Origin of the sequence: Arthrobacter glacialis (assembly GCF_002909445.1) — a bacterium.
Lineage (GTDB): Bacteria > Actinomycetota > Actinomycetes > Actinomycetales > Micrococcaceae > Specibacter > Specibacter glacialis.
Window position 1 is genome coordinate 54,638 of sequence record NZ_PPXC01000009.1, and the last position, 18,585, is coordinate 73,222.

Sequence of the window (18,585 nt, forward strand, 5' to 3'; positions counted from 1 at the left end):
GCAGGACTCGTGGTGAGTCCTGCGCATGATTTTTCGTTTTTAGCGGTGCAGTTCAAGCTCCACGGTGGCGCCCATGAGCCCGGCCGTATTGACGGTGACAACAGTGTTGCCGTTTGCATCCAGCGCCAAGGTGGCGCCGGCGGTGGTGCGTCGGTACGCCGTGCCAGCCACTGTTACCGTGAGCGTGCCCGCACTTTGGGTGGGGTCCGAAACAGCCAGCACGCCGTGTCCTGGATTGCCGTTGAACAGCACGCATGCCGGGCCGTCAGCGGACATGATGCCCACCGTGCCTGCCTGCCAGAAGATGGCAGCCGTTTCCTTGGCGCTGAACTCGACGCCCTGACCCACGGCGTCGTTGCGCAGGACGCGCGGCGCCTTCCGGGAGGCCTTCTCGGTTTCCCGCGCGGACGCTCCCGGCAGGATTGCGTAGGCGTAGCTTGCCTGGCGCGGTGCTGTGCCGTGGTCAATGAGCAAGGTGGCGTACTGGCGGCTGGTGGTGGCTGCCGGGCCTCCCGTGTTGACTTTCTGCCAGGACCCGACGCGTTGCTCACGCAGAACTGTCAGCGATTCCTCGCCGAGCATCAGGTAGCCGCCGGTTCCCTCAACATGGGCCCAGCCCGGGTTGCCGTGGACTGCATGGGTGCCGGTGGGTGCGGAGTGGGCAACGCCGTCGACCGTTATGGCCTGCCCGCCCACGGCACCCAGGTTGCGGTGTTCCACAATGCTCTCCACCAGGGCCCCGCTGGCGGTCTTGATGTCCGCACCAAGGGCCACCACCATGTCCCGGGCGTAAAACCAGGCCTTGCGGGCAGCCATGCCGGTGCCACCCGGGGCCAGCAGGTGCATGCCGACGGCCCCGGCCGTGCCCAGGGACGCGCCACCGGTCCACTCGTTTTTGGGTGTCTTGGCACCCCATTCACCTTCCACCTTGGCAGGCAGGGGTGTGGTGTCCACCGTGATGCCGGGAAGCCGGCTGAGGTTTGCGGTGGGCCAGAAGTCGTCATCAAAGTGGTCGGCCTTGCCCGTGTACACGTACGTCATGCCCGAGCCGGTCTGGCCGCCCAGGTTGTTTTCCCCGTTGCCGCACTCGTACCAGGCGATCCGGTTGCTACACAGCCCCAGAGCGGCGGCCCAGCCGTCACCGCGGAACACCGAGCGGTCCATGCCGGCGAAGAAGCTGTGCCCGGGCGTTTCGGCGATGGGGGCGACACCGGCGGCGGCCAGGTCCTTCAGCAGTGCGGTGCGCGGGATTGAGGCCCCCTTGAGGGGGCTTTCGAAGCTGTTGCGCTCGATCCAGCCCTGGCACAGGCCCTGCCAGCGCGTGGCCGTGGCAGGGTCCACGGCCCGCGCCAGCCACAGGATGGACTCGATGGCGCCGTCGCCGTTGTCGTAGCTGCGCTCCTGGGTGCGCGAGATGGCCCGGCCGCGGACCGAATCGAGCATTTGCCCGTTGTGCAGGAACGGGGCGAAGGAGTCCTCAACGGACTTGAACAGGATGTCGCGGCTGGGGTCCGAGACTGCGTGCGCCGATCCGCCCAGCAGGGAAAATAGTTTGGCAAGCCCGCCCAGCAGCACCAGGCCGTAAGTGCCGGTGTAGGCGATGGTGGAATGCTGCACAAAGGAACCGTCGGTGAAAAAACCGTTCCCGCTGGTGACGTACTGCCACACCGGGCTGAGCGCCGCGACGGCTGCGGCCAGTCGCGCCGGGTCGTTGCCCACAATGGAGCGGACGATGATGCCCTGACAAATGTCCACCCGGTTGGCGCCTTCGGAGAGAATCTTTCCGCGCTCGTCCGAGAATTGCAGGGTGGGGTCCGGGATGAAATGGTCGACGGCGGCCGTGTACCGTCCCAGCAGCTCCGCCGGCACGTGGCTGCCCAGGATGGCGAGGATGTCTCCCAGTGCCCGCGGTGTCCCGATTTCCCAGGACCACCAGTTGCCGAATTCCTTCTGGGTGGCGTTGTAGATGAGCCGGTTGCCGTCCTGCAGTGCAGCCAGCATGTGGCCCAGCAGGGCTGCGTTGCCCTCATGAACTGAACCGGGAGTGGCCCAGGCCGTGGCCATCAGGGCCAGCCGCTTGTAGGTGGTGACAATCTGGGCGTCGGCGGTGAACGGGGCGTCACTGAAAATCTGTGTCCGGGTCCCCGCAGGCAGGAGCAGGGCCACCGACTTGCTGACGTCCGCGTCCAGCCGGGCCACGGCTGCCGTGAAGTCAGGGTCTCCTGCTGTGATGAGCTTCCGGCCCGTGATCTGGTCCACCCACCGTTCACGCAGCGCCTCAAATTCGGGCACAGTGGCGGCCTGTGCGGCCTGGGCCAGGGGGCCGAATCCGCCCGCGAGCAGCCCCGCGAAGGTCAGGGCGCCTGCGCCCTTGAGGAGGTGCCGTCGAGTCAGTCCATACGTCATTGGAGGAATTCCTATTCGTCAAAGGTTGCCGGCCCTGATGCCAGCAACGCAAGCAGTACCTTGCAGTCAAGGCCACCGTGAAGAGAGGAATAAAGGACTACTTGGAAGGATTGTTCTCAAGGACAGTCACGGGCGTGGTGTGCCGTCCCAATTGGGTCCGGTGAAGGCCCCGAGGGGATCGGGGGTCCCCACTGGGCTGTGGAGCGGGCTGTGCTGACCCGCCCCGGCAACCGGAAGTGCGGCCCCGTCAAAGTCCGGCACCCCATGGTTGGCAAACCAGCCAGCCATTCGCGAACGCAGGGCTGGCCGCATGGGATGCGCGACGGCGTCGAGCATCAGGTTCACGCGCTCCCCGGGATCCGCGGCCAGGTCATAAAGCTCGTGCGGCCCGTGCGGGTGCCGGTGCACGTACTTGAAATCCTGGGTACGGATCATCCGCACCGGGCCGTATTCGTCATAAACCACCACGGCGCCAGCCCGCCGCTCCGCCTCCGGCCGCCCGTCCGTGAGCAGCAGCGGTGCGAAGGAGGCACCCGGCCCCGTCTCAAAGGGGGCCGGATCCAGCCCGGCGATCTCCAAGATGGTGGCGGCGACGTCGTACGCGGACAAAAGCTCCGCCCGGACCTTGCCACCGGCGATCCGGCCCGGCCAGTGGAAGATGGCGGGCACTTTCACGGAGGAGTCGTACATGTTTTGCGGGAACGTGCCGTTGCCCTTGCCCCACACACCGTGGTGGCCGCAATTGAAACCGTTGTCGCTGCTGAAAATGACCAGCGTGCTCTCACGAATGCCGAGGCTGTCCAGGTGCGCCATGAGCCGCCCGATGGCCGCATCCATGGCGCTGACGGCCGCGAAGTATCCCACCAGGGCGGCCCGCACATCCGGCTCCCCGCCAATGGCTACCCCGTCCACCGTGGGCTGCCAGGGATGCGGTTCCTCCTGGGGACAGCTTTCAAAGGCACAATCCGCGTAGAGATCCTCAAATTCCGCGGGGTGCTGACCCTTCCACGGCTTGTGCGGGGCCGTGTAGTTGACGGCGAGGAAGAACGGCTCTTTGGCTTCTTGGGATTGCTGGCGGGAGGCTTCCTGATTCAGGAATTTATGGGCATCCTCGGTGATGGCATCCGTCAGATAACTGCTGGTTTCCTCGCGTTCGCCGTTGCGGTACATGGTTGCGCCCGTGTACGGGCTGCCACCACCTTCGAGCCCATACCAGTGCACAAATCCCTTGCGTGGGGCGTCGTTGGCGCCCAAATGCCATTTTCCGGACAGGCCCAGGCGGTAGCCGTTCTCCGCGAGGACGTCGGTGAAGATTAGCTGCCCGGCCAGGTAGTCCGGGGCCTGCGCACCAACCTCGACGCCGGTCAGGTAGTCGTGCACGCCGTGCCGGGAAGGGATCTGCCCTGTCATCAGGCTGGCCCGGGCCGGGGAGCAGACAGGGGAGACGCAAAAGAAGTTCTCCAGCCGGGTGCCCTGTGCGGCGAGGGCATCCAGGTGTGGCGTCTGGATCTCGGAGTTGCCGGCGCAGCCCAGCGCCCAGGGGCCCTGGTCGTCGCTGAGGATGAAGACGATGTTGGGCAGCGTCGGGTGTTGGCCGGTTGGTTGGGGCTGCCCGGGCAGGGCAGCAGTGGTGGCAGGGCCGGGCATGGGTGCTCCTTGCAAGACGGGACACACCATTGTTAGCAGAGTTCCAGGGGAGGAATAAAGGGGTAATGACAGAGCATTAAACATTGATGGAAAGCGGTTTCCGCACTAGTGTGAAACTAATTAATCGTTTGCCGTTGAAAGGCCCATCATGCCATTGGCGTTTTCCACCCTGGGGTGTCCAGGCGATTCGCTGGAGCAGGTCGTAGAGCTTGCGCAGAAATCCGGTGCCACAGGGGTTGAACTGCGTGCAGCCGCGGGTGAGTTCGTGTACCCGGGCATGAACGCGGCCCAGCGCAGCGACGTTGCCCAAGCACTGGCCAGCGCCGGCCTGGCTGTGGTGACGCTGGCCAGCTATGTCAGCGTCTGCGCTCCACCCGCCAGTGCTTACGACGACGGCGCCGGCGACGGTGCTGCCGATGCCCACGCCGACCAGGGCGCAAACGATCCGGTGCTCGCTGAACTGCTGGCCGCCGTCGAACTGGCTGCAGACCTCTCGGTTGGAAACGCGTCCGGCCCGGCCCAGGTGCGGGTGTTCCCCGGGGCAGGGATTGAGCCATGCGCACTGGGGGAGGACCCGTCGGCGGAAATGCTGGCGGCGGACAAGCTTGGCGCCAGCCGGCTCAACGCGGCAGCTGAACGAGCCAGGGAGCGAGGGGTGGTGATCCTGTTGGAGACCCACGATTCGCATCCCCGCGGGGGCGACATTGTGCGGATCCTGTCCCATGTTGCTGCGGATGCGCCGGTGCAGGTTATTTGGGACCTCATGCACCCGTGGCGCCATGACGAAGAACCCGCCCGCACGGCCGAACTTTTAGCGGACTCCTTGGCGTACGCGCAGTACAAGGATGGCGTGCGGAATCCCGGGACCAATACTGTGACGCTGACGCTGCCCGGCCAAGGCGAACTTCCGTTGCGTGAGATGCAGCGACTCGTCGGTGGGATCTCGGCGAACCATGGAATCGAGGATCCGTGGGTTTCGCTGGAGTGGGAACGCGCCTGGCACCCGCATCTTCCGCCGCTGGCCGAGGCCCTGGAATCATTGAAAGCAGTCCTGGCTTAGCCCGGCGCGGCATTGTTCGCTGAGAAAACTCCACCATCATCAAGAAGGATCCTCATGCCCTCCCTCACTCCCGCGCGTCAACCCAACATTATGGTCATCATCTCCGACGACCATGGCTATGCAGACCGCTCCATTCTGGGAGTGCAGGATGATGTGAGCACGCCCGCGTTGGACAGGCTGGCCCGGCAGGGCGCCTCTTATGGCAACGCCTATGTCACAGCACCCATTTGTTCACCGTCCAGGGCGGGGCTGGCTGCTGGCAGCTATCAGCAGCGCTGGGGTGCCCGCTGGTTTACGGACTCGGAAATCTGCCCGCCAGAGGTACCCACCATGGCCGAGCTCCTGCGCGCCGAAGGCTACGCGACGGGCTATTTCGGCAAGGTCCACTACGGCACCGAACACCATGGTGACCGTGGCACCCCTCCCCGGCACGGCTATGACGAATCGTTTTACGGGCTCGCGGGGGAGTCGATGGGCCGGCTCAACTACCTCCGCCACTCCCAGGACGCGGTGCAGGAGTACGGTGATGCTGCGTTCCCCATGGCTGTACAACCTCTCTGGAATGGCGAAGAGCCCCAGGAACTGGAGGGCTTCCTGACCGACACGATTGGGGAGCGGACCCGGGCGTTTGTTGCGGACCATGCCGACAAGCCGTTCCTGGCCACAGTGGCCTTCAACGCCGTCCACGACTTTTGTTGGCAGCTGCCCGCCGAGGAGCTCGAAAAGCGCGGGCTGCCAGCCTATGAGGATTGGAATCCGGGGGCCAGCGAGTACATTGACTGGTACGACGGCGCCATCAGCCCGCACCTGGAAAACGGCCGCGCGTACTACCTGGCCCAGCTGGAATTGATGGACCAGCAGATTGGTCTGATCCTGGACCAGCTCGACGAACTGGGGCTGGCCGAGGACACCATGGTCATTTACCTCACCGACAACGGCGGATCCACGTGTAACTACGGTGTCAACGCTCCCTTGCGCGGGACCAAGTACACCCTGTGGGAGGGCGGCGTGCGCGTCCCATTCCTGCTGCGCTGGCCCGGCCACGTGCCGGAGGGGGTTACCCGCAGCGGGCTGACAAGTTCCATGGACATACTGCCCACGGCGCTCGCCGCCGCCGGTGCGGACCCGGCCGTTTATGCGCACTGCGACGGCATGGATCTGCTCGCCGCGGCAGACGATTCGACTCAGTGCCACGAAACTCTGCACTGGGATTGTGGCTGGCAATGGTCGGTGCGCCGCGGAGACTGGAAATTGCGCTGGGTGGAACCAGGATCGCCCGTAGCTGATGCCATCAGGGACGTTGAGCACGCCGATCCTGGCAGTGGCTACTTCCTGTGCAACCTTGCCGCAGATCCGGGCGAAACCAGCAACCTGTACGACGCCGAAGCAACAGTAGCCGCCGAGCTCACGGCGTTGCATGAGCAGTGGGTGGCCGGCTTGTCCGCCGGCTGAGTGCCGGCGCAGGACCATTTCGACCTCGTGGAGTTCGGATTGGGCGGACGCCGATATGGTGATGCGCTGCAGATATATCAGCAGCGCATCACCATACCGGCGTCATAATCCAGACCTCAGTCCAGATGCGCGTAGATCTCCACGGGCGCCAACAAGCCCGAGCGGAAGAACATCATCAAGTTGTTCAGCTGGGCGGCCTGCACCCCTGCCGGGCCACTGCCGGACAGTGCCCGCTCAAGGAACGCCACGGAGTCCGAGACGGGAACTTTCGCCTCGTAGTCCACACTGAATCCGGCCTGGCCCAGGGCATCGCTATAGGCAAGGGGCGGTTGCAGGAAGGATGTCTCGGCGGAGGTGGCCCAGGGGAGCGGGTACTCCTCCACATCGCCGCCCATCAGCATGACGTCGTACACGGCCATGACGGAGCCTGGCCGCAACACCCGGGCAGCCTCGGCAAACACCTGGTCCTTGTCTTGTATGTTCATGCCCACGTGAAAGAGGACTGCGGCGTCAAAGGAGTTTTCCTCAAACGGCATCGCCAGGGCGCTGCCCTGGGTGAACGCCACGGCGCTGCTCAGGCCGGTGCGCCGGGTCAGCGAGGTTGCCGCGGCTACAAATTCGGGCGTGAGCTCCACCCCGTGGACGCTGGCGCCAAAGTGCTGGGCCAGATGGCGGGCCACCCCGCCCAAGCCTGAGCCGATGTCCAGCACGTGGTTGCCGGCATTGATTCCGGCCCGTGTTGCCACCCGGGAGGTGGCCTCGGCGCCGCCCACATGCAGTTGGTCCATGCCCTGCAGATCGGCAATGTCAAAGTGCTCGGGATCCTTGCCCAGGGCACTGAGGTGGGCAAGTATGAGTTGTTCGGCATTGCCGCGGCCGTAGTGTTCGGCTACTGAATCTTCATAGCTCATGACGCCTGTGCGCCTCCGTAGTTCAGTGAATTCACGCTTGTTTTTCCCGATCCTACTCCTGTAGACCTTCCATGGCACGGGGAACATCATGGGCGTCCATGATCCTGTAGGCGTAGCCCTGCTCGGCCAAAAAGCGCTGGCGTTTGGCGGCAAAATCGGCATCGACGGTGTCACGGGCCACCAAGGTGTAGAAGCGGGCCGTGCGGCCGTCGGCCTTGGGCCGCATCAACCTGCCCAGACGCTGGGCTTCTTCCTGCCGGGAACCGAAGGCGCCGGAGACTTGAATGGCCACGGAGGCCTCGGGCAGGTCGATGGAAAAGTTGGCCACCTTGGACACCACAAGAGTGGGTACGCGGCCCTGGCGGAATTCCTCAAAAAGCCGTTCCCGTTCCTTGACCGGGGTGGTGCCCTTGATCAGCGGAGCGTTCAGGCGGGCGGCCAGCTCATCCAGTTGGTCGAGGTACTGTCCAATCACCAATATCTGCTCGCCACCATGGGCTGCCACGAGGGCCTGCGCAACCACGGACTTGGCCAGCGTGGTGGCGCACAAACGGTACTTCTCGCCGTCGTCCGCCGTGGCATAGGCCAATCGTTCCGCGCGCGCCAAGTCCACGCGCACCTCCACGCAGTCGGCGGGAGCAATGTACCCCTGGGCCTCGATTTCCTTCCAAGGCGCGTCGTAGCGCTTGGGACCTATCAAGGCGAAAACCTCGCCCTCGCGGCCGTCCTCGCGAACCAAAGTGGCGGTCAGCCCGAGCCGCCGGCGCGCCTGCAAGTCAGCGGTCATGCGGAAAATGGGGGCCGGCAGCAGATGGACTTCGTCATAGATCAGCAGGCCCCAGTCGTTGTCATTGAGCAGCTCCAAGTGCGTGAAGCTGCCATTGCGCCGGGTGGTGAGCACCTGGTACGTGGCAATCGTGACAGGGCGCAACTCCTTCACTGCCCCTGAATACTCCCCAATTTCCGACTCCGTCAAGGTGGTTCGCTTAAGCAGCTCGGCCTTCCACTGCCTCGCCGAGAGGGTGTTGGTGACAAGAATGAGCGTGGTGGTCCCGGACGCGGCCATGGCGGCGGCACCCACAATGGTCTTCCCGGCACCGCACGGCAACACCACCACGCCCGAGCCGCCGGCCCAGAAGTTCTCCACGGCCACGCGCTGGTACGGGCGCAGGGTCCAGGGGCTTGCCCCGGTGTTCTCGCTCAGGGCGATCGGATGACTGGTGCCGTCCACATAGCCGGCCAGGTCCTCGGCAGGCCAGCCGGCCTTGAGCAGCAGCTGCTTGAGCTCGCCGCGGGCAGTCCCGTGGACCACTACAGTCAACGGATCAATGCGGGCGCCCAGCAGCGCGGACACCTTCTTTGCATGGCACACCTCCGCCAGGATCAGCTCGTCGTCACTGCGCAGCACCAAGCCATGCTGCGGATCTTTTTCCAGCCGCAGCCGCCCATACCTGGCCATGATCTCGGCAATGTCCAGCAGCAGCGCATGCGGCACGGGATAGCGCGAATAGTTCAGCAGGGTGTCCACCACGTGCTCGGCGTCGAGCCCGGCAGCGCGGGCGTTCCACAGCCCCAGTGGCGTGATCCGGTAGCTGTGCATGTGTTCGGGTGCACGCTCCAGTTCGGCGAAGGCGGCGATGGCGTGGCGGGCGTCGGTGGAGTCCGGGTGCGCCACCTCCAGCAGGATGGTCTTGTCGCTTTGAACAATCAACGGACCGTCAGTCATGGGAGTTCCGTCCCTTCCTGTGGAGGATCTTCCACTGCCGTGATCCTGTGGATGCTGAAATGCCGTTCACGCCCCGTGCCATTGAGCCGCGCCCGGAGCAAGCCTCCCACAAGTGAGAGCGGCACCAGCAACACCCGTTCAACGTCGCCGGAACCATTCACCGCGCTCAGCCACACCGTGCTGCCGCTGGCAATGGACAGCCGCAATTGTTCCATGACCAGCGCCGGCCCGGCCTCGTCCTGCACGGCCGAACCCCAGACCGGGCTGCGCCGAAGCTGAGCCAGTTGGGCCTGCATCTGGAGATGGACGACGTCGTCAGTTGGCCGGGGTGCCTCCCACGCCAGGGCTGTGGTCCTGTCGGGCCCGCGTCGCGGTGTGCTTGCCGGGGAGTCTTGCCGGGTCATTCCTGCCGGGTGTTTGGCAGCGGCTGCGCCGATCAGGTACTCAAGGGATTGGGGCAGCTCGGTGCGGCAATGCCGGCGAAGAAACCCCAGGATGCTCTCCTTGCTTTGGCCCGCAGCCATGGCGCCTTGCAGTGAGCCCTCACTGATGCGGAAGATCCCGGCAGCTCCCCGCCCTTCCGTGGCGGCCAAAAGTTTCAGTTCCGCTGCGATGGCGGGCGCCAGAAAGCCGGGTGCTACAACGCTCAGGTCACCTTGAATGACAAAGTGGTCAATGGGCTCCGGCAGTGTGGAGTCCAGTGCGGCCAGTGCCGCTGGCCAGTCGTTCGCGGCGGCGCAACGGCCAGTGATGCTCAGCGCACCGGCGCCCGTCAGTCCCAGAAGTTCCAGCTCGGCCATGATTCCCGGCACCAGGGCGGACATGGCAGCGGACTGCCTCGGATGGCGCCAAGCCAGCTGGGCCACGACGGAATCAAGGGTGGGAGCATAAGTGGTGTTCGGTGGTTCGGAGTTGCGGGAGGGTGCGGCCAGCTCCGGGGCGGCGAGAACACGCAGTACCCTGTGGCGCAAAGCGGCAAGGTGGGGGAGAGTCGAGGTCACCGCCAACGGTTTTGCTGCCGGGCTGTCCGGTGCCGGGCTGTTTGGTGCGTCGGAGAACGGAAGCCTGGTGCTGTCCTGCCAGGCTTTGGCTAGCGCCAACCATTGGGCCGGGCGCTCCAACAGCAGCCAATCCGGCGTTGCCGCCCGCCACTGCGCCGATGCGCGGTCATAGGAAATAAGGTGTGCTGTGGCCGCCAGCTCAAGATAAAAGCACAGCTGTGCTTCATTGATTTTCAGCCACACGGCGAGTTTCCGCACAGTACGCACCCCCGCGCCCCTGTCGCGCAATGCTGCCAGCGGAGCATGCCCGATGGACTCCACCAGTTCGGCGGTGACTCTTAGCAGGGTCTCGACGGCGCTCGCCGCTGCGTTGTCGCGCAGGGCCGTGCGAACCTCCGCCAGCTTCGCGCTGGGCGGGGCGGCCGGGGGTGTCAAGTGATCCCCCAGAGGCGGGCCTTCGCCCAAGGCAAGCCCCACGGAGGCGAGGGTGCAAAATTGCTGGGTGCCGCCGTCGTCCGCGGGCGTCTGGGTAGCCGGTGAAGCTGGAATCTCGGCAGTCAGCAGAGCCATCTCATGCAACTCAGCCAGCGTTGCCGGCACGTGGGCTGCTTCCGTGCCCGTCGCGGCAGGTGAATGCAGGGCAGTCAGCGCGTGCAGCTGGGAAAAATTGAGCGCATCCAGTGCGGCCAGAATGCTGCTGGGACCGCACAGCCGCGTTGCCAGGGCGGCGAAATTGGCCACCGGCGGATTGATGGCATCCGGGCGCAGGGTGAAGAGCCGCAGCAGCTGGGCGTCGCTGCGGTGGGCCAGCTCGGCCGCCACGTCCGCCAGAGTGCCCATGGGTGGGAGCAGCGCAGGAATGGTGCCGGCTAGAGTCGGCGGCGAATGGCCACCGAGCGCAGCACGCTGGTGCCCATCATGAGAAACGCCGCGGGCAGGGCGATCATGGAGATCCAGTTGAAGCCGGGCCACGGTGTGCCGCCAGCCCACTTGCTGATCAAGACAACTATCAGCGCGATCAAGGCAATCACTGCCATGGCCATGGCCGCGTAGTTGAACATCTGCCAGCCACGGCTCACTGTTTGCGGGGCGGAAAAGTGGGGGTTCATGAACATAACGCTAACAGCGGACAGTTGGGGCGCAAAGCCGCGGTGACGGGGTCAACACGGTAATGTAAGGGTGCGTGTTGCTACACGTTCTGTCACTGTAGGTACCGGCCGTCACAAATTACGGCCCGAAGTACTGCGGAAAGCACTCGCACAGGCACAGAATGTGATTTCCACCGACAAAACTTTTTAAGGGGTAAGCAAGTGCCTATCGGCAAAGTGAAGTGGTACGACAACGAAAAAGGCTTCGGCATCATTGCTGCCGATGACGGTCGCGAGGTTTTCCTGCGCGCCAATGCGCTGCCGGCGGATGCGGGTGAGATCAAGCCCGGAACGCGGATGGAATTTGGTGTAGCCGACGGCCGCAAAGGTGCCCAAGCCATGGCTGCAAAGATCTTGGACCGCAGCGCCTCGGCGGCCAAGGCCAAGCGCATGCCAGCCCGCGACCTTGCCCCGATTGTGCAGGACCTGGTTTCCTTGCTGGAGCACTCTGTAGGATCACTGACCAACGGCAAGTATCCTGATGGTGACGCGAGCAAGATTGCCGCAGCGTTGCGCAAGGTTGCCGACAACTTCGACGCATAACGGTGCCCACCATGACCGAATTTTCTGGCGAATCAGACGCCTCAGCTGTTCCGGAAGCAACGCAGCGCCCGGGTGTTCCCCTCTGGCGTGTGGGGAAGCCTGACGCTTTCCTGGCCGCAGATGTGGCAACCGCGCGTGAGGCTGTGCGGAGCATTGCCAACGACACTGACATTGGCAGGCATCTCGGTGCCCGCAGTGAAGGTGTCCGCTGCGTGACGCATTTGTTTGAATCCCTGCTGCCCGGATACGGCGGCTGGGTTTGGTTTGCCACGCTGGCCAGGGTTTCCCGCGGCAAGGCCTCCACGGTCAATGAAGTGGGGATGCTTCCCACCAACGATTCCGTTCTGGCGCCCCCGTGGGTGCCCTGGTCCGAGCGGGTGCGCCCCGAGGACCAGCCCGCTCCTGAGGAGGAGCATGGCCTGGTTGAACCGGCCGACGCCGAGGCTGACGCTGATTCCGAGGCTGACGCTGACGACGACGGTGATGAGTCTCCTGCGGACGACGGCGCGCCCGGCGAGACTGACGCCGACGAGCAGAACTAGAGACATGTAGTGCTAAAGAAGCCCCACCAGCTACTGGTGGGGCTTCTTTCATCTGATGTCTGCGAGGGGTCGGAGAGGTTCGGCCCTAGCGTGGTTTGTGCGGACGTTGGCGGCGTTCCGTTGCCGTTTCATGCCAAACGAATAAGGCAAAAAGTCACAGAGTGGAACTCGTGGACAACTAAAACGCACAAACATAGGATGTTATCCATGACAAAATATGGATGTGAGCCGGGTCACTCAACGGTGACGCCGGCAAGGTTGCGGGGCTGGGGCGCCGGAGTGATTGTTTTTGGCCTGGGTGCCGCGCTGGCTGCGGGGGCCATGCCGGCCATTGCCAATGAGGTGAATGCGCCAACAGTTGCCACGCCGTGGGCGGCAGGCACTGCGCTTCCTGCCACAGGACTGAGTTCTCAAACCGTTGGCTTCCACGCCAATCAGCCAGTGGCTTTGGATCAGGCGGCACTGCCCAAGCACGCCGCCAACCGTGTGATTGTTGACGTCACCACCTTCGGGGCCGACCCCACGGGTGTGAAGGACTCGGCCAAGGCGGTCAATGACGCGATTCTGCACGCCAAGAGCTTGCACAAGCCAACCACCATTCTTTTCCCCTGTGGCGTCTACTCCATGTATCCGGAGAATGCTCCGAAGCGTGAACTCTACGTTTCCAACACGGTTGGCGCCGACCCAAACTACAAAACAAAGTCCATCGGCCTGCTGATCGAGGACATGGAAGATGTGATTGTGGAGGGCATGGGCTCGCAGCTCACCTTCCATGGCAGCCAAACCGAATTTGCCAACATTCGCTCCACTGACGTCACCATCCAAAACCTGGACACTGACTGGTACGCCGCCGGAACCCTGGACCTGCCCGTTGTGGGCAGTGGTGTTGCCGACGGTTTCGGGTACCGGGACATCCAGGTCCCCGTGGGTGTCAACGTCGCCATCAATGGCGCAACAGCCACTTTCAATGGTGAAAACAGTCCCGCAACAGGCCTGCCGTACTGGACACATGCACCCTCGGGAGCCACCGGCGGACACAACCAGACCCGCGACCTGGCCACAGGGCAGACCCTGCGCACGGGAGTTCAGCTGTGGAACAACTCGCGGGCCGTTACCGATCTTGGCAACGGCGTGTACCGGGTCAGTTACAACAACGCAGCCGACCCGGGCGGCACCGGCAAGGCGTACGAGATCCGCAAGACCACCCGTGACACTCCTGGTGGGCTGATCTGGGAATCCCAGCGCACGGCCCTGAAGAACATGAAACTGCACTACCTGCATGGATTTGGCATTGTGGGCCAGTTCAGCAAGGACGTGGCTCTGGATGCGATCACGCTGCGCACAGACTTTGGCACGGGCCGCCAAACAGCCGCCTTTGCCGACTTCATCCAGATGTCAGGCATTGCCGGCAAGGTGCAGATCACCAACTCACTCTTTGACAACCCGCACGACGATCCCATCAACATCCACGGCACCTACGTGGAGGTCAAGGCCGTGGACCGGGCGGCCAAGACCGTCACCTTGCAATACATGCACAATGAGACGGCCGGTTTCCCGCAGTTCTATGCAGGAGATGAACTGCGCTTCGTCAAAAAGGCCACCATGCTGCCCGAGGGTGCCACCACCTTCAAGGTGGCCAGCGTTGACGGCCCCACCGGCAAGGACTCCACCAAGAACCTGACGCAGATGACTGTGACTCTCGACGGCGAGCTCCCGACAAATCTGGCGGCGAGCCAGTTCGTGGCCGAGAACCTCACCTACACGCCCGAGGTGTACATTGCCGGCAACACGTTCCAGTCGGTGCCCACACGGGGCATCCTGGTGACCACCCCTCGTGAGGTGCTCATTGAACGCAATGTGTTCGACCAGATGGGCATGGCCAGCATTTACATTTCTGCCGATGCGGCCTCGTGGTACGAATCCAGCGGAGTGGACAATGTGAACATCCGCAACAATGTCTTTGACCGCCCCAGCACGGGCTCCGCGACCATCTTTGTGGATCCCACCAACAGCCAGAGCGAAGCCGGCAAGGCAGTCCATCACGGCATCAACATTGCGGGGAATCGCTTCTCGGTGCTCCCCGGCGGCCAGCTGGTCAGCGCAAAGTCGGTATCCGGGCTGGACTTCACCGCAAACACCGTCAATCACTATGCGCCCACCAATCCCGTCTCGGTGAGCTCGTCCAAGGCGTTGTTCAATTTCAGTTCCAGTGCTGACATCGACATTGCGGGGAACACGTATGAAAAGGGCTTCAACCTGCGGGCCAACACCTCCGGCATGGATGCCGCAGAGGTTAGAGGTACGCCGGATGCGATTGTGAACAATGGCGACAACATCACCCCGCTGGGCAATCCGGCGTCGCCCCTGGCCACCGGTATGGGTTGGGTGCGCGAAGATGTCTCCAAGTGGACGGCCGTGGACAAGAACACGGTGACACTTAAGGCGGGCTCCAGTGGTCTGTGGGCTACGCAGAACGCTGCTGTGAACATCCTGCGCCAGAATGCGCCCCTGGTGGGTGACGCCACCATGGTGGTCAAGATGAGCGGCGCCACCGCGTCCCAGTACGAAGAAGCCGGGCTGATTCTCTACTCCGACGATGACAACTATGTTGCCCTGCAGCGCAAGCATGCCAACGGTTCGCCCGTGCTGGCACTGGTCACGGAAACCGGTGGCAGCCCCAATGAAAACACCAAGGTGGCGGCTCCGGCTGCTGCTGACGTGTGGTTGAAGCTGGTCCGCGCAGGCAACCAGTACACGGCCAGCTACTCCACCGACAATGTCACTTTCACCACCATCGGGACCGTCACCAATGCAACGGTGACCAACGGCAAAACAGGCATCCTGGCTGTTGGCGCCAGCAGCGCAAACGCGCCGTTCACGTTCACTGACCTGTTGGTGAACACCGTGGCCCAGCCGTTCTTTGAGCAGGTGAACGCGCCGGAACCGGCAAAGTTGGTGGCGGGCCTGGCGGCCCCCGTGTGGACTGGTGTGCAGTTTGCTGCGCCCAGTTCGCCGCTGGCCGCGCTGGCGTCCGTGCCCGCAGCCACCAAGTCTGTTTCAACGAAGTTCACGGCAGCCGATGCCTCCACCGGCCTGCAGGTGCAATTCAATGACAAGGTTGCCACAGCCGGCTCAGGAGGTGCCTACACCTTCAATCTGATGCCCGGGGCCAACGTGGTCCAGGTCCAAACCATGGGCAGCGACGGCGTCTCCTCACAAACCTACCGCTGGGTCATTTCCCGTCAAGGTGCGCTGAACAAGCCCGGCGCCAACTTGGTCTGTGCACCGGTTGTGGTGCCCACAACGCCGCCGGCCACTGTGCCCCCAACTACTGCGCCACCAACAACTGTTGCGCCCACCACCGCACCTCCGACGCTGCCGCCGGTGACGACGGCCCCGCCGACAACGACGAGCCCGTCCGTCACTCCGCCTGCAACGACCGCTCCGGCCACTGTTGCGCCGTCCGGTTCAGTGGACGCGGAAACGGTCTCTGCCGGTGGCGAGCTGACGGTGACCGGCAAGAACTTCAAGCCGGGCACAACAGCCACGTTCACGCTGCATTCGAACCCGGTGGTTTTGGGAACGGCAGTGGTTGCAGCTGACGGAACGGTGTCCCTGACTGCCACGGTGCCGGCCAATGCTCTTGCTGGTGCCCACACCGTGGTCATCACAGGAACCGGCATCAACGGTGAGGCGGCCAAGGTCAGCATCGCCGTGACAGTTGCCGGCGGCACTGCCACGGGCGAGGCAACAACCGCTGCGGCAACGACGGCTGCTGCGGCAGCGGATGACCTGGCCAGCACGGGAGCCAGCGGCTCCGTGGTGGGCGGGCTCGCCGTCGCCCTTGTCCTGGGCGGTCTGGTCCTGTTCTGGACTACCCGACGGAGGGCAGCCAACCACTAGGTCTGCATGGCGCTTGGGGAGGGTTCGCAGGCGGGCACAAAGGAGGCGGCTTCCGCAGGGGAAGCCGCCTCCTTGATACGCCTGGTGATGCGTGGAGCTAAATGTTTTCGATCACGTAGTCAATGCACTTGGTCAGTGCCGTGATGTCTTCGGGGTCGATGGCTACAAAGGTGGCGATGCGCAGCTGGTTGCGGCCAAGCTTGCGGTACGGCTCGGTGTCCACAATGCCGTTGGCGCGCAGCACCTTGGCCACGGCTGCGGCGTCCACTGACTCGTCGAAGTCGATCGTGACAATGACGTTGGAGCGGTCGTCCGGGTTCACCACGAACGGGGAGGCGATGGGGGAGGACTCGGCCCAGGAGTAGAGGCGGCCGGCGGAGTCTGCTGTGCGTGTCGAGGCGAAGTCGATGCCGCCGTTGGCGTTGAGCCACTGGACCTGGTTGTTCAGGGTGACCAGGGTGGAGAGCGCAGGCGTGTTGTACGTCTGGTTCAACAAGGAGTTGTCAATGGCTGTCGTCAGGTTCAGGAAGTCAGGAACCCAGCGGTTGGACGCGCCGATGCGGGCGGCGCGTTCCAGCGCAGCGGGGGAGAACAGCGCAAGCCAGATGCCGCCGTCGGAGGCAAAATTCTTTTGCGGGGCGAAGTAGTAAACGTCGCTCTCACGCACATCCACTGCCAAACCACCCGCAGCGGAGGTGGCATCCACCAGCGCCAGCGCGCCGTCGTCAGCACCTGCAACGCGCTTTACGGGAGCGGCAACACCCGTGGAGGTTTCATTCTGCGGCCAGGCGTAGGTGTCCACGCCAGCCTCGGCAACAGCCACCGGCCGGGTGCCGGGGGCCGAGGTGATGATGGAGGATGCGTCAAGGAACGGCGCATTGTTGGTGGCGGAGGCAAACTTGGAGCCGAACTCGCCGAAGGAGAGGTGCTGGGCTTTGTTCTCCACCAGGCCAAACGCTGCAACGTCCCAGAACGCCGTGGAGCCGCCAACGCCCAGGATGACCTCGTAGTCGTCAGGGGCGCCAAAGAAGTCCTTCAGGCCGCTGCGCACATCGCCCACAAGGTTCTTGACGGGCGCCTGACGGTGGGAGGTGCCCAGGAGCGTTCCGCCAGCCTCGGAGAGTGCAGCAATCTGCTCGGGGCGAACCTTGGAGGGGCCGGCGCCAAAACGCCCGTCGGCCGGGCGCAGATTGGCGGGAATGGTGAGGGGCGTGGATTCGCTCACAAGTTGCTCCAAAAAATTAAAAGATGGAAGTTGGTTTAAGACCCAAGGGCTGTTGCCAATTCTGCCGTAGAACTTCGCTCAGCGGAAAAATGCTGACATGTACTGAACAAACCGCCCACCCATGGCCGTTCCCCGTGCACCCATGACTGGCGCGCAGCTGCCCCAGGTTTCCTTCCGTAGCGCCACTCAGGCTAACGTAGAGATGAAAAGGCTTTGCCCAAAATCTCACCCAACAACAGGAGGATACTGCCGTGGCCGATCTGATTGACACGACCGAAATGTATTTGCGGACCATCCTGGAGTTGGAAGAAGAGAACATTGTGGCCCTGCGGGCACGCATTGCCGAACGCCTGCACCACTCAGGTCCCACAGTTTCCCAAACTATTGGACGCATGGAACGTGACGGCCTGGTGATCGTCTCCGGTGATCGGCACCTGGAACTGACCCCTGCCGGCCGGGACAAAGCCACCCGCGTGATGCGTAAACACCGGCTTGCTGAGAGGCTGCTCTCCGATGTGATCGGGTTGGACTGGGCCTACGTCCATGAGGAAGCCTGCCGCTGGGAACACGTCATGAGCGAGCGGGTGGAACAGCGCTTGTTTGACCTCCTGGGCCGGCCCGAAGAATCCCCCTATGGCAATCCCATTCCCGGGCTTGAAGAACTTGGCGGGGAGATCTCGCCCTTGTTTGCCGCGGGACTCGTCACACTGGTTGATGCCATGAGCAGTTACTCCCCGGAGCAGCAAGTGATCATCCACCGGCTTTCTGAGCGCATCCAGGTGGATCCGGAATTGTTGGTCCAGCTTGACGAAGGCGGGCTGCGCCCGGGCGCACAGATTTCCTTGGCCCAGGTCGGGGAGTACATTTCGGTCCGCGTGCCGGGGATCGAAGGGGCGTTGGAACTGCCGCCCGAGGTGGCTTCCCATATCTTCGTCTCCATGAGTTGACTCACAGTTATTGATAACTAAGGTAACGGAATTATTACGTTTACCGCTCGTACCGTATAGTAATAAACAGGCGC

General features: G+C 63.6%; 13 protein-coding genes. 6 read left to right on the forward strand and 7 right to left on the reverse strand.

The genetic code is table 11. The features are described from left to right. Positions 1 to 39 precede the first annotated feature (39 nt). Together CVS27_RS12515 and CVS27_RS12520 are read right to left on the reverse strand one after the other, a co-directional pair. Positions 40 to 2,406, reverse strand: a complete 2,367-nt coding sequence (locus tag CVS27_RS12515) for a polysaccharide lyase 8 family protein (RefSeq protein WP_103466080.1) — start codon at positions 2,404 to 2,406, stop codon at positions 40 to 42. Between the two features lie 126 nt (positions 2,407 to 2,532). Continuing rightward, entirely contained in the window at positions 2,533 to 4,053 is a 1,521-nt protein-coding gene (locus tag CVS27_RS12520) for a sulfatase family protein (RefSeq protein WP_103466081.1), read from the reverse strand. A 148-nt stretch (positions 4,054 to 4,201) separates the two neighbouring features. Between CVS27_RS12520 and CVS27_RS12525 the strand changes: the two genes are divergently transcribed. After that, complete coding sequence (locus CVS27_RS12525) at positions 4,202 to 5,113, forward strand: sugar phosphate isomerase/epimerase family protein (RefSeq protein WP_103466082.1); 912 nt, start codon at positions 4,202 to 4,204, stop codon at positions 5,111 to 5,113. A gap of 54 nt (positions 5,114 to 5,167) precedes the next feature. Further along, positions 5,168 to 6,565, forward strand: coding sequence for a sulfatase family protein (locus CVS27_RS12530; RefSeq protein ID WP_103466083.1), 1,398 nt, complete (start codon positions 5,168 to 5,170; stop codon positions 6,563 to 6,565). A gap of 116 nt (positions 6,566 to 6,681) precedes the next feature. Here the strand turns inward: CVS27_RS12530 and CVS27_RS12535 are convergent, their stop codons facing one another. The 4 genes from CVS27_RS12535 to CVS27_RS12550 are packed head-to-tail and all read right to left on the reverse strand — an operon-like array spanning position 6,682 to position 11,312. After that, positions 6,682 to 7,476 carry a class I SAM-dependent methyltransferase gene (locus CVS27_RS12535; protein WP_165788302.1) on the reverse strand — a complete coding sequence of 265 codons (795 nt, stop codon included), beginning with the start codon at positions 7,474 to 7,476 and terminating at the stop codon, positions 6,682 to 6,684. A gap of 52 nt (positions 7,477 to 7,528) precedes the next feature. Next, the gene (locus CVS27_RS12540; RefSeq protein ID WP_103466085.1) at positions 7,529 to 9,202 is read right to left on the reverse strand and encodes a DNA repair helicase XPB; all 1,674 of its coding nucleotides are present in this window, start codon (positions 9,200 to 9,202) and stop codon (positions 7,529 to 7,531) included. Then, on the reverse strand, positions 9,199 to 11,043 hold the full coding sequence (locus CVS27_RS12545) for a helicase-associated domain-containing protein (protein ID WP_103466086.1): 1,845 nt from the start codon (positions 11,041 to 11,043) through the stop codon (positions 9,199 to 9,201). The genes CVS27_RS12540 and CVS27_RS12545 overlap by 4 nt, the downstream gene beginning before the upstream one ends. Before the next feature lie 29 nt (positions 11,044 to 11,072). Continuing rightward, positions 11,073 to 11,312, reverse strand: a complete 240-nt coding sequence (locus CVS27_RS12550) for a hypothetical protein (RefSeq protein ID WP_133159051.1) — start codon at positions 11,310 to 11,312, stop codon at positions 11,073 to 11,075. 201 nt (positions 11,313 to 11,513) lie between these two features. Here CVS27_RS12550 and CVS27_RS12555 point away from each other — a divergent pair, with 201 nt between their 5' ends. From CVS27_RS12555 to CVS27_RS12565, 3 genes are all read left to right on the forward strand, one after another. Further along, positions 11,514 to 11,894 (forward strand): cold-shock protein, encoded by a 381-nt coding sequence (locus tag CVS27_RS12555; protein ID WP_103466088.1) that lies wholly within the window; start codon positions 11,514 to 11,516, stop codon positions 11,892 to 11,894. Positions 11,895 to 11,905: 11 nt separating this feature from the next. Further along, positions 11,906 to 12,436: a DUF3027 domain-containing protein gene (locus tag CVS27_RS12560; protein WP_103466193.1), complete on the forward strand. Its 531-nt coding sequence runs from the start codon at positions 11,906 to 11,908 to the stop codon at positions 12,434 to 12,436. 207 nt (positions 12,437 to 12,643) lie between these two features. After that, entirely contained in the window at positions 12,644 to 16,339 is a 3,696-nt protein-coding gene (locus CVS27_RS12565; protein ID WP_165788303.1) for a beta-xylosidase family glycoside hydrolase, read from the forward strand. Between the two features lie 97 nt (positions 16,340 to 16,436). On the opposite strand, the gene serC is transcribed toward CVS27_RS12565, so the two are convergent. Continuing rightward, positions 16,437 to 17,564 carry a phosphoserine transaminase gene (gene serC, locus CVS27_RS12570; protein ID WP_103466090.1) on the reverse strand — a complete coding sequence of 376 codons (1,128 nt, stop codon included), beginning with the start codon at positions 17,562 to 17,564 and terminating at the stop codon, positions 16,437 to 16,439. A 251-nt stretch (positions 17,565 to 17,815) separates the two neighbouring features. Here serC and CVS27_RS12575 point away from each other — a divergent pair, with 251 nt between their 5' ends. Next, on the forward strand, positions 17,816 to 18,511 hold the full coding sequence (locus tag CVS27_RS12575) for an iron-dependent transcriptional repressor DtxR (protein ID WP_103466091.1): 696 nt from the start codon (positions 17,816 to 17,818) through the stop codon (positions 18,509 to 18,511). Positions 18,512 to 18,585 lie beyond the last annotated feature (74 nt).